The sequence below is a fragment of the Pseudothermotoga lettingae TMO genome, from assembly GCF_000017865.1.
In the GTDB taxonomy this organism is placed as follows: domain Bacteria; phylum Thermotogota; class Thermotogae; order Thermotogales; family DSM-5069; genus Pseudothermotoga_B; species Pseudothermotoga_B elfii.
In genome coordinates, this window is sequence record NC_009828.1 from 2,104,392 (window position 1) to 2,116,666 (window position 12,275).

General features: G+C 38.7%; 11 protein-coding genes. 10 read left to right on the forward strand and 1 reads right to left on the reverse strand.

The window, feature by feature from the left end:
• Positions 1-15 precede the first annotated feature (15 nt).
• Positions 16-1,593, reverse strand: a complete 1,578-nt coding sequence (locus TLET_RS10410) for an ABC transporter substrate-binding protein (protein ID WP_012004056.1) — start codon at positions 1,591-1,593, stop codon at positions 16-18.
• Positions 1,594-1,725: 132 nt separating this feature from the next.
• Here TLET_RS10410 and TLET_RS10415 point away from each other — a divergent pair, with 132 nt between their 5' ends.
• The 10 genes from TLET_RS10415 to TLET_RS10460 all read left to right on the forward strand — a co-directional run bounded on the left by TLET_RS10415 (position 1,726) and on the right by TLET_RS10460 (position 12,274).
• Positions 1,726-2,100 (forward strand): cyclophilin-like fold protein, encoded by a 375-nt coding sequence (locus tag TLET_RS10415; protein ID WP_012004057.1) that lies wholly within the window; start codon positions 1,726-1,728, stop codon positions 2,098-2,100.
• A gap of 46 nt (positions 2,101-2,146) precedes the next feature.
• Positions 2,147-2,734, forward strand: a complete 588-nt coding sequence (locus tag TLET_RS10420; protein ID WP_012004058.1) for a DUF4897 domain-containing protein — start codon at positions 2,147-2,149, stop codon at positions 2,732-2,734.
• Complete coding sequence (locus tag TLET_RS10425; RefSeq protein WP_012004059.1) at positions 2,731-3,465, forward strand: NAD-dependent protein deacylase; 735 nt, start codon at positions 2,731-2,733, stop codon at positions 3,463-3,465. The genes TLET_RS10420 and TLET_RS10425 overlap by 4 nt, the downstream gene beginning before the upstream one ends.
• A 135-nt stretch (positions 3,466-3,600) precedes the next feature.
• Positions 3,601-4,524 (forward strand): carbohydrate kinase family protein, encoded by a 924-nt coding sequence (locus tag TLET_RS10430; protein ID WP_012004060.1) that lies wholly within the window; start codon positions 3,601-3,603, stop codon positions 4,522-4,524.
• Between the two features lie 17 nt (positions 4,525-4,541).
• Positions 4,542-6,116 carry a CTP synthase gene (locus TLET_RS10435; RefSeq protein ID WP_012004061.1) on the forward strand — a complete coding sequence of 525 codons (1,575 nt, stop codon included), beginning with the start codon at positions 4,542-4,544 and terminating at the stop codon, positions 6,114-6,116.
• Between the two features lie 65 nt (positions 6,117-6,181).
• Positions 6,182-6,754, forward strand: a complete 573-nt coding sequence (locus TLET_RS10440) for an HAD family hydrolase (protein WP_012004062.1) — start codon at positions 6,182-6,184, stop codon at positions 6,752-6,754.
• Between the two features lie 16 nt (positions 6,755-6,770).
• The gene (locus tag TLET_RS10445; protein ID WP_012004063.1) at positions 6,771-8,114 is read left to right on the forward strand and encodes an ABC transporter substrate-binding protein; all 1,344 of its coding nucleotides are present in this window, start codon (positions 6,771-6,773) and stop codon (positions 8,112-8,114) included.
• 37 nt (positions 8,115-8,151) lie between these two features.
• Positions 8,152-9,039: a carbohydrate ABC transporter permease gene (locus TLET_RS10450; protein ID WP_038051440.1), complete on the forward strand. Its 888-nt coding sequence runs from the start codon at positions 8,152-8,154 to the stop codon at positions 9,037-9,039.
• Positions 9,040-9,049: 10 nt separating this feature from the next.
• Positions 9,050-9,880, forward strand: a complete 831-nt coding sequence (locus tag TLET_RS10455; protein WP_012004065.1) for a carbohydrate ABC transporter permease — start codon at positions 9,050-9,052, stop codon at positions 9,878-9,880.
• A 537-nt stretch (positions 9,881-10,417) separates the two neighbouring features.
• On the forward strand, positions 10,418-12,274 hold the full coding sequence (locus TLET_RS10460; RefSeq protein ID WP_012004066.1) for a fibronectin type III domain-containing protein: 1,857 nt from the start codon (positions 10,418-10,420) through the stop codon (positions 12,272-12,274).
• Position 12,275: the final 1 nt, after the last annotated feature.

Consider the following 12,275-nt stretch of genomic DNA (forward strand, 5'->3'; position numbering starts at 1 on the left):
CCACCCCGGTAAGCATTACTTTGGCTGAAGATGCATTATCAAATAAATTTTGTCCATTCCTGTCGTTCTTGGTTCTACAAATGCATTATTTTCATTAGGCCAGCCAGTAAAATTCTTGATTGAGTATATAAACCACACGGGGTTGTAGAAAAGAGGCACCGCGGGAACATTATCCAATATGATTTCCTGTATCTTCGAGACAATAGTTTTTATCTCTTCCATATCGGCAGTCTGAGAAAGTTTTTCAACTAATTCATCTGTTTCCTTGTTTATCCATCCTCCTCTGTTACTTCCAGTATACGCATTTGAAGAGTGCAAATAATTCTGGAAAAAGATATATGGATTCGGGCCATAGTTTGACCAGCTAACTGCCACATCAAAATCTTTCTGCCTGATTTTTGCCAGGTATGCACCAAAATCTATGGGTGTAACATTCAGCTCTACACCTATTTTCTTTAGCTGCTGTGAAAGAAGCTGCGAAACAGCTATCCAGTCTGTCCATCCAGCCGGAACTATGAGTTCATACGAAAGTCTTTTCCCATCTGCTCCGACCAAAATACCATCTTTACCAGCTCTGAATCCCAAGGAGGCCAGTTCTGACTTCGCCTGCTGGATGTCGAATGAATACCATTTATCTTTGAGATTCTCGTCAATCAGGTATGAATATCCTGATTTGATCAGCACAGGATTCGCTTTTACCGCATAGTTTGTCATGCCTATCTTCACGAGTTCATCCGTATTTACAGCCCTTGCAATTGCTTTTCTAAATGCAGGATCTTTAAAAGGATCTCTCTCGAGGTTGAAGAAAAGAAAAACCGGGTTACCTTCAGGGAACCAGTATTTTATATCCTTGTTTTGAACATTCTCTATCCTTGGGTAATTGATGCCTGCCCAATCAAGTTCACCATTTGCGACCGCAAGCTGCGCTGGTTCATTTCCATTGAAAGCGGGAATTCGTATTCTATCCACTTTAACCTTCTCGGCTTGCCAGTAATCAACTCTTTTTTTCAATGTGAATACCTGATCGGTGAAATTCTCAAGCACGTAGGCCCCCGTGCCAACAGGATTTTCGTTGGTGAACTTTGAGGGATCGTCTAACTTTTCCCAGAGATGTTTTGGTACCATATATACACCAGCTATGTTGTAGATTATCAGAGTGTTCAATTTTGAGAAATTCAATCTCACTGTATAGCTATCAATTTTTTCAACAGATTCCAGTCCAGAGCTCCATATCCCCTGGGTATCGAGAGAAGGAAATTTTCTGAGCATTTCAAAAGTAAAAACCACATCATCTGCTGTAAAAGGTTTGCCATCAGACCATGTTACATTTTTTCTCAAATTAAAAACTATGCTCCTGTAATCGTTGCTCCATTCGTAATCCACAGCAAGCCACGGTATGATTTCACCAGTAAAATTATTGGAATAAATCAATGTTTCATAGATGAAACCACATGCTGCATATCCTGTTCCACCTGCAAAATACGGATTGAAATTTCTTTGATGAGCCCCCGTCACCGAGATAATCATTGTAAGATCTGCAGAAAAAACCAGTAACGATACCAAAACCAACATCATCACGAAAAATTTTTTCACATTTACACCTCCCAATGGCTTTTTGTGATTATATTATACAATAAAGTATTTTAATAATATCATTGAATGAAATGATCTACATATTGCATCTACAGGGCAATTGAATTAAAATTTTTTCCGGGAGGTGGTAGGGTGAAGCTGAAATTTGTTTTTGGTCAGATCGAGTGCGTGGCGGAGCTTGATGAAGACAGAGCTCCTCTGACAATCGAGGCTATCAAAAAGGAGTTGCCAATCAGAGGAATAGTTAACAGATGGGGAGATGAGATTTATTTTGAGACTCCCGTAAAACTCGCAGTGGGCGAAAATAGCAAAGATGTTGTAGAAGAGGGAGATGTTGCGTTCTGGATTCCCGGAAGAGCAATATGCCTGTTTTTTGGTAAGACACCGGTAAGCGATGACAAAATAAGACCAGCAAGCGCTGTGAATGTATTTGGAAAAATCAAAGATGGGCTCGATCTTCTAAAACAGGTAAAAAGTGGCACAAAGGTAACTGTTCATATAGAATAATCTCCCTTCAAACTGTGGTAACATATTTTTGAAGGGAGGAAATCAAGTGAATCAGAAAACACTCTTTTATATACTCATAGCATTCATAGTTTTCTTCATAGTCACTCAGCTTGTAACAACTCTGACCAGAAAACCACCCTATGAGATCGCCTATTACAGAAGCAAAATGGAATACGACTACACAGGTGAAGCTACTTTTACCGCTACAGCTGGCTTATTTTTCAAAGACAAAAATAAGCAACAGCAATATATAGATCAATATCAGCAAGCTTCGCTTTCAACTTTTAAAAGTTATTTCGACGATGTTAGCGAAAAAGTTGGCAGAAACATAGAGGTAATCTCCATGAACTCAACTATGACCGAGAGATCTGGAATACTCGAAGTCGTGGAAACGGCGAGGTTACTAAATGCTGCTTCTGTAACAAACGGAATTGTAGACACATCGTTGAAAGATATATCAATCTATTCAGTTAACGACTCACAGATAGTGGTTGTTGTGCCAGAAGGGGCAGATATACTCACGATAGAACCGACTCCAACAAAAATAGTTGAAAACGCAATTTACTGGCAACCAAGTGAATCATCCATGTCTTTTCCAAGAGTGATTTTCAAAGAAGGTGAAGAAGGTAAATGAATCTCATCGAACTTCTAAAATCATGCAGATATGGTGTTGCTCTAACAGGTGCAGGAATAAGTACTCCAAGTGGAATACCAGATTTTCGGAGCCCCACGGGGCTCTATTCCAAATACCCAGAAAATGTCTTTGACATCGATTATCTATACAACAACCCGGAAGGATTCTACAGATTCTGCAAAGAAGCTTTGATTCCTATGGCTGATGCAAAACCAAATGTAGCTCATTATTTGCTTGCCAAACTTGAACAAAAAGGTTACATCAAGGCCGTTATCACTCAAAATATCGATGGACTTCACCAGAAAGCCGGTAATCAAAATATCATCGAACTCCATGGTAGTATATACAATTATTACTGTATAAAATGTTTGAAGAGATACACCATAGATGACGTCAAAAATATGCTTTCGAAAACTTCTGTTCCAAAGTGTAGTTGTTCTGGTATGATTAGACCTGATATAGTCTTTTTTGGCGAGCAATTGCCACAAAAAGCATTATCGGAAGCAGAATATCACTCAATCAACTGTGATTTAATGATAGTATTTGGAAGCTCATTGCTGGTTTATCCAGCAGCGCAATTTCCATATATAGCGAAAATGAATGGCAGCAAATTGATAATCGTGAACAGCGGAAGAACTGGTTTGGATCACATATGTGATTTAAAAATCGAGAAGGAACTTTCAACTTTCGCAAATGAATTTTTCTCCTCTGGCTCAGATTTTTTAAACTGAGCTTGTTTTGAAACCCAAAAAGGAATGAGATATTCAGGATTGGATTACATATTGATTTAAAAAATTCAAGAAAGGAGGTAGCGGCAACATTCCTCTTCTATTAGTTGGAGACGGAATTTGCTGTGCTAAATTGTTATGGATGAGAAAGTGGCGATTTTTGGGAAAATTAATGTTGATACTTTTCTTTACATTGATCAGCTTCTAATAGGGGAAAATCATCTTTGCCAGCAAACATTTATTGATATTGGAGGCAAAGGTGCAAATACCGCTATAGCCCTTGCAAAGCTCGGCATACCGTGCCACCTAATTGCTTGCGTTGGTAGTGATAGTATCTCTCAAAGTGTTTTGAAGAAAATAGAGAGATATGGTGTAGATACGTCATTTATAAGATCTTGTAACGCTCAAACGGGTAAAACATTCGTAGTTGTCGAATCAAAAGGCAGAAACACAATGTTTCATTTGCTTGGCGCGAATGATCATCTCATTCCAGAAATTATAGATTGGACTTTCCTGGAAAAATCTTCCGCTGTTTTTGTCCAATTTGGTATACCATTCGAAACTGTCAGAGAAGTTGTGACTATGTCAAAACGTAACGGAAAATATGTTTATATAGACCCAGCAGGATTTCCAGATGAATCAGTTTTTGAAATCATTGCTTATGCGGACACAGTTGCTCCAAATGAAACTGAGATATTGAAATTAACAAAAGAAACAAACCTGGAAAAGGCGGTCAAAAAACTTTTATCAACGGGTGTGGAAGAAGTTGTGGTCAAGCTTGGTAGCAAAGGAGCAAGTTTGTTCACCGAGAAAACGTCATTTCACATCAACGCCTATGAAGTTAATGTAATTGACACAACAGGCGCAGGAGATGCTTTCAACGCAGCCTATATAGCCGGAAAAATGAAAAAATTCGGCAGGCGTGAAACCTTAAAACTCGCAGTTGCGGCTTCTTCGATTTGTGTTTCAAAACGGGGTACCTCAAGTGCAAGCCCCACTAAAGATGAATTAACCAGTTTCCTAAATTCCATAGGCGAAAAAGAACTCGTAAAGTCTTTGTGAAAAAGAGGGTGGTCAGCGTGAAAAAATACATTGTCGTAACAGGCGGAGTTTTGAGTGGAGTTGGGAAGGGCATTTTTTCTGCTTCTTTGGCAAGATTACTTAAAGAATGTGGCATTCGCGTCAATGTACTGAAGATAGATCCTTACTTAAATGTGGATGCCGGTACCATGAACCCCAATCAACATGGTGAAGTGTTCGTCACTGAGGACGGTTATGAAGCAGATCTGGATCTAGGGCACTATGAAAGATTTCTGGGAGAAAACATGAGTCGAAAAAACAACATTACAGCCGGTCAAATTTATTCGGCGATTGTCGAGAAAGAAAGAGAAGGAGGATATCTTGGCTCCACAGTGCAGATCGTTCCACACGTGACGGGAGAAATCAGAAAAAGAATTGAGTCGCTTGAAGGAGAAGTCAACGTCATAGAGATAGGCGGTACAGTTGGCGATATAGAAAGTGAAGTTTTTCTGGAAAGTGTTCGTGAGCTTGCTTTAGAAAAACCTCTCGAAGATTTTCTTTTTATTCATGTCACCTATGTACCGTATTTGAAAGCATCAAATGAATTTAAAACGAAGCCCACTCAGCAATCGGTCCAGCTTCTCAGGAGATCTGGTATAAATCCAGACATGATAGTCATCCGCAGCGAAAACCCTGTTAACGCAGACAGCCTGAAAAAAGTTGCACTTTTTGGAGGCGTTCCGCTGAATATGGTAATAAACCTTCCGGATGTACCAAATGTGTACTCAATCGTCGAAATATTAAAAAATTACGAATTGCATAAAAAAATTGCAGACAGGTTGAGAATAAATATTAACGAATCAACATTCAGCTGGAATTACCCAAAAACCTTCAAACCATTTAAAATAGCTCTTATAGCCAAATATCTTGGTACAGACGATGCATATAAAAGTATCATAGAGTCAGTGTTTCTCTCAGGGTGTTCAAAACCCGTTACCGTGGACTCGCAATCTCTGGAGGAAATGAGCTGGCAACATCTCTGTGCAACGCTCTCCGAATACGATGGCTTGATAATACCAGGTGGGTTTGGCAAAAGAGGTATTGAAGGAAAGATAAGAGCTATACAGTTTGCAAGAATGTACAAAAAACCCCTGCTTGGGATCTGTCTTGGTATGCAACTGATGGTTATAGAATTTGCAAGAAATGTTATGGGATATAAAGAAGCAAACTCCACAGAATTTGACCCGGATACACCATATCCTGTCATAACAATGATGGAAGAACAGAAAAAAGTACTTCAACTTGGTGGAACAATGAGGCTTGGAGCTCAATTAATGGAAATCCTCGAAAACACTAAACTCTGGCAAATATATGGCATTGCCAAAGTCAGTGAAAGGCACAGGCATCGATACGAAGTAAACTACGATCAATTTCCAGAGTTGTTCAAATTTCCAGACGAAAAAGGAGAAAAGCTCACCATAAGTGCAAAATCAAATTTTGTGGAAGCGATAGAGCTTCAAGACCATCCATATTTTATCGGCATACAATTTCACCCAGAACTTAAGACAAAAGTTGGAAAACCACACCCACTGTTCACAGAGTTTATAAAAACTATTGAAGATCTTTCAAAATAATATATAATACAATTATACTAATTTAATGTACATAATCTTAACGAAATAACAAAGGAGCTAATTATGTGAAATTGATCATATTTGATGTGGGTGGAGTGGTATGTTCAAATACATCGGTTGTAGATCATTTAAGCAGTTACTTGAATCTGAGCAGAAAGCAATTCCTTGATTTTGCCTACCAGAGTGGTTTACACAAATTGCAGGAAGGAAAGGTTTGTGTAAAAGATTTCTGGGAGAAATTCTCAGAGCTCTATGGAAAAACAATTGAAGAAGATCTATGGGCAAAGTTTTTCAAACCAGATTTGATTGTCGAGACTGTGGAGATCATCTTAGAACTCAAGAAAAAACATAGAATTGTTGCAGGGACAAACACAATCGAATCTCATTACAAAATCCATACGGCGCGGAATGACTATAGATTCTTCGATAGTATCTACGCTTCGCATATAATAGGAATTTCTAAACCAGATACGAGGTTTTTCAACCACATTCTTGAAAAAGAGAAGGTAAAACCGGAAGATACTGTTTTTATAGACGATACTTCTGAAAACGTAGAATCAGCAGCAAAACTTGGTATAAAATCAATTTTATTCACATCAGCTCAAGAACTCAGGCGGCAATTGCCGCTTATTTTATAGAAAGGGGAGAACGAAAATGAAAAAAGGTTTACTCTTACTGTCTTTGCTTGCTTTAGCAGGTATCATCCTTGGTGCAAAGACAACTATTACGTGGTGGATCAACCCATGGCGTATATCCCCTCCAGGGCATCCATCTGACAAACCCCTTACAGGAGAAGAATTTCCAAAATGGATTTCTGAAGAATTCATGAAACTCCATCCGGATGTAGAAGTTAAATATGTACTTGTTACAAACCAAGAATACGCCCAAAAACTTGCCGCAGCAATCGCGACGAAAACCCAGCCAGATTTCTTTAAGGGACCTGTCTGGGATAGCAGATGGGCAAAGAACGGATTACTCGAACCAATCGACGAATATCTCAGCCAAGAAGATTGGAACGATTTTTACACTCAGTGCTTGAAAGCAGGTTACATAAACGGTAAGCACTATGTATGGCCATGGGTTTATGGAACAAATGGAATGGGGTCCACAATGTTGCTGTACACACCAGATTTTGAAAGAGCCGGTATAGATTGGAAAAAAATTGTGAATGAAGGCTGGACGATGGAAGAATTCTTAGAAGCATGCAAGAAGCTTACGTGGGATGAAGATGGAGACGGGAAAGCTGATCATTACGCGATTGCATTCGGTGCAAAAGGTGATATGGTACACAATATTTTGAATTTTGTCTACGCATTTGGAGGAAGACTGGCAAACGAAGCTGAAAGCGAAGTCATACTGAACAGTCCTGAAGCCATCGCTGCACTTCAATTTGTTCTGGATCTCATAGAAAAACACGGTGTTGCACCAAAGGGTGCGGAGGCACTGGGAATATACGACGTTATAGGATACTTCCATACGCACAAAGCCAGCATTGGTTTTGGAGGGCCTTACGAAATAGGAAGAATCACACGTTATGTAAACGAAGGCAGGTTAGCAGAAGCCTTTTATCCTGTAATAGCACCATTTCCACACCTATCAGGTAGAGATCCTGTAGCATATGCAAGAGGTAGTGGCTTTGTAGTTTTCAAACAAAGTGATCCAAAGAAGCGTGAGATGATTTTTGAATTTCTGAAATTTATAACTAACCATGAAAATATAGCACTCCTGGAAACTCTCAATTACCTGACTGCAAGAAAATCGGTAAATGAAACTCTTTATCAAAACGATCAATACATGAATGAGCAGGTCAAGAGATACGCCCACATAATGGATAACTATGGCATAGAATTTTTCGGTAGCGAGGAATTCCCATGGTCTCAAATGAATGCACATTTTGTGGCAGCACTTGAAGCTATCTTTGCAAAAACAAAAACACCGCAGCAAGCATTAAACGAATTTGTTTCAGAGGCAAACAAAATTTTGAAAAAAGCAAAATAGAATCAAGGCGACCTCCCGGTCGCCTGTTTTCTCAGAGGTGATCTTATTGAATCTGCTAAGAAAAATATACAAAAACAGATATGCCTATTTTTTCCTTTTGCCGCATTTTTTGCTTTTTTTAATATTTTTCCTGATACCCGTAGGAAGCGGGATATATTTGAGTTTGTTTGATTATAATGTCTTTTCAAAAGAATTTGTTGGATTTGAAAATTACACATCAATTTTTGGTGATTGGCTCTTTAAAAAGGCACTGCTTAACACGTTCATATATACATTTGGAGTGGTACCGTTATGGCTTGGTAAAGCTTTACTTGTCACGGTTCTTATATATCCTTTTAGAAAACCTGTTCAAACTTTTTTCAAATCAATTTTTTACCTTCCGCATGTGACATCTTCGGTAATAATATCTTTGATCTGGCTCTGGATATTCAACCCAACTTTTGGTTTGCTGAACTATTTCATAAAATCGATTGGATTGAATCCTGTCATCTGGCTTGGAAACAAATTAACAGCTATGCCCTCTCTGGTGATGATGCAGGTAATAATGGGGGGTGGGTCAACTATAGTCTTGCTTTCTGCGGCTATGGCTTCCATACCCGAGTATTATTTTGAATCTGCCAAACTTGAAGGTGCCAGCTCATGGAAAATCTTCTCGAAGATCACCGTACCACTCTTAAAACCGACTATTCTGTATGCGCTCATTATGGGGATAATCGCTAATTTTCAGACATTTTCAAATATATACGTCATGACGCAAGGTGGACCAGAATTTTCAACAATTACAGTTGCTTACCTTATCTATACAACTGCTTTTCGAGACTACAATTTAGGTCTGGCTTCTGCAATGTCAATGGTCATGTTCGTTATCCTGGTAGGGCTGGGAGTGCTTCAATTTAAATGGCTTGGATCAAATGTTCAATATTGAGGTGTTGTGCATGAAGATGAACCAAAAAAAATTCTGGAAAAATTTCATATCATTATTTATACTTTTCATACTGGGCTTTGCTGCATTTTTACCATTATATTGGATGGTTGTAACTGCTCTAAAGCCACCAACACTTGTGCTCAAGTTCCCTCCAGAGATTTTGCCGAAAAATCCCACTTTAGTGAATTTCAAGATCTTCTTTGCCAGGCCATATATTTTTCGCTGGACATTGAACAGTGCCATCGTGGCAGGGTCTGTAACCATAGCAAGGATAATATTATGTGCGATGGCAGGATATGCTATTGCCAAAAAATCTTTTCCCGGATCAAAACTTTTTTTCTGGATTTACATAGCTTCAATGATGGTTCCAAGTCAGGTTACGTTAATACCTTTGTATATAATAGTATCCAACCTGAAAATGATAAACACTTACTGGGGGTTGATTATTCCTTCAATCGCTGCTCCCTTCGGCGTATTCCTCATGAGGCAGTTTATGGTTACACTGCCAGATGAGATAATAGAAGCCGCAAAAATAGATGGAGCTGGTGAATTCTACACTTTTTGGAAAATAGTGTTTCCTATAGCTAAACCTGCTGTAGCTGTGCTGGGTATTTTCACCTTCGTAAACGAATGGAACGACTTTCTCTGGCCGTTGATTATAACCAACACTACAGCGATGAAAACATTACAGGCGGGCCTTGTGATGATACGAGAAGAAATTCCTATGGAATATGCCCTGCATATGGCAAGTGCTACATTTGCTGCTATACCAATGCTTGTAGTGTTCTTTGCTTTTCAAAAATATTTTCTAAAGGGAATAACTGTTGGAGCAATAAAATAATACCGGAAAAAATTTAGAATAAGGGCAACTTACGTTTTAACTTTACCAGGATCCTGGTCGGCGCCTTCCATAATATATATACGAAATCCATCAAAGTCTAAAATCACAAAAAATCACTTGTGAAGATCGTTCTCGAGAAAAACATATCTTTTTCCTTTCAAAAAGCTGAAAAGAGATTTTTGCAAAAATAACCGTTTTCAAATTTTTTATTGAAGCCGTTCAGCGCTTTGTTACAGATTAATAACTATTTTCCAAATGCATACGCTCAGGCAATGTATTTATTTTTAATTCTGAAAAGATGTTTTTGAAAGCTCTGACATAAAAGGATCTATTTTTTTCATAGAGAATAGTATAAAAATAAGGTTATAACTTATATTAACAAAGTTCTTGACTTGTCATTCTACCATGAGTATACTCATGGTAAAGAAAAAGGTATGCCCAGGACATTTTATTCAAATTATTTTATGTTCTATCTTTCTAAATTACTTTTTATCACCAAAAACGAGATAGATCTTCTAATTAAGGGGAGGTGGAGAAATGAGATTCAAGTGGATTTTGCTTGCTGGTGTTTTTGTCCTGCTACTTTACGGTTGTCTTGGCCCCGTTAATGGATTGCCGACAGTTTCTTTGATTTCTCCTTACGATGGACAGGAAGTTGCCGTTTTAGCTTCTGACAAAGCTGTAACGTTGAAGTCCACTGCGACTGATCCAGAAGGACGAAGTTTGACTTTCGATGTCTACATGGGAACAAGTTCGACAAATCTTTCAAAGATCGCAACCGTTAATGAACCAGAGTACACAGTTAACAACCTGACACCCGGGCAAACCTACTACTGGAAAGTTATTGTCTCTGATGGCATTAGCTCTGTCGAAAGTCCCATCTGGAGTTTTACTGTTGGGGGCAATCATTCATTGGTAAAAGTACTTGATTTTACAACTGGAAGTGCAACTGTTGGGGCAACTGTCGATATTCTTCAAAATTCAAACGTAGTTATTTCAACTACAACAGATGAAGATGGTCATGCTGAATTTTACCTACCAGATGGTAGATATGATATCAAGATCACTGGTGAAGGAAAAGCCACGAGTGTGGTTCAAAATTACGATCCAGGTATTTTAGAAACGATCGAAACATTATCCAGAAGAGCTATGACAGATTATAATGTTGTTCCAGATGTAACCGTAGAACTGTTCACTCCAGAAGGAACTCCTATAACTGACCCGGAGGCCACAACACTGACATTTGATTCTGTGCAGGTTAAAGTCACAAGCTCGGAATTGATGTACGTAATGTACATCGGCTTAGATTACGTACCAAGTGCTGTTGCAAGAGATATTTCTGCCTTTAATACAGAAGAATACACAGCCACGATTTCTCTTTCCAGATTTGATGGCGTTACAGTGCCAATGCACGTTGTTGTTTACACAGTGAATGACACAAGAGTTGACAAGATTGTTTATCTTACAATTGATAGAACTCCACCAGAAGTTACCGAAAGAATTGCTCCTACAGGACTCTGGTACGCTGGTTGGACAAGTGATGCCGATGTGGAATACTACAGCCTGCCAAGTCCTATAAAACAAATACTTGAAGAAAAACTGCCAAAAGAAATGATCAAAGAACTTAAAGGTTATAAGCCAGAACATAATATACCTGAAACAAACATCTTTGTTCAACTCGCCTGGACGCATGCACCAAACACCAACAGAGCCGGGTACAATATTTACAGATCAACCGATGGTGAAAACTGGGAAAAGGTAGCGTTTACCACATCTTACTACAGATTTGACAAAGGCTTTGATCTTGAACCGGGCAAAAAGTACTATTATACAGTGAGAACAGTTTATGTAGATGGAACTGAATCAGAAAACAGCAACGTTGTTGAAGTAATACCACTCGATCTATTCAAAGTCAAATTGATTTCACCTGCAGATAACCAAACAAATGTTTCAAGAACTCCAACCTTCAGGTGGAAACCAGTTAATTGGATAGATCAAACATCAGAACCTCACATAGGTGGAGAATTTATAGGCGATGAAGAAATTTATTTTGTTTACCAAGGTAGTCCATGGATCTATGACACAACTTTAAGTGAGCAGCATATTTTCTATGATTCAATGATCTTAACCTTTGGTCCACAGGAAGTAATTCTTCCATTTGATCCAATTTCTGATTCAGACTGGGTTAGAATTCTTCCTAATGAAAGCCAGATACAGCAGACAGAACCTCTTGAAAAATTCAAAACATACGAATGGGGCCTGGACTGCGCAGTTGCTTATTATGAGACAGTTGATGGATACTGGATTTCTTCAACAATTGATCTTGGATACGATTGGGATAGATGGACGAATGAAGCTGACTATTACAATCGATTTACGACAGGCGATAACTGAG

Excerpts from the sequence above, each read along its gene's own strand:
- TLET_RS10430 (WP_012004060.1), top strand. The coding sequence starts at position 3,601 with ATGGATGAGAAAGTGGCGATTTTTGGGAAAATTAATGTTGATACTTTT.
- TLET_RS10425 (WP_012004059.1), top strand. The coding sequence starts at position 2,731 with ATGAATCTCATCGAACTTCTAAAATCATGCAGATATGGTGTTGCTCTA.
- TLET_RS10445 (WP_012004063.1), top strand. The coding sequence starts at position 6,771 with ATGAAAAAAGGTTTACTCTTACTGTCTTTGCTTGCTTTAGCAGGTATC.
- TLET_RS10455 (WP_012004065.1), top strand. The coding sequence starts at position 9,050 with ATGAAGATGAACCAAAAAAAATTCTGGAAAAATTTCATATCATTATTT.
- TLET_RS10460 (WP_012004066.1), top strand. The coding sequence starts at position 10,418 with ATGAGATTCAAGTGGATTTTGCTTGCTGGTGTTTTTGTCCTGCTACTT.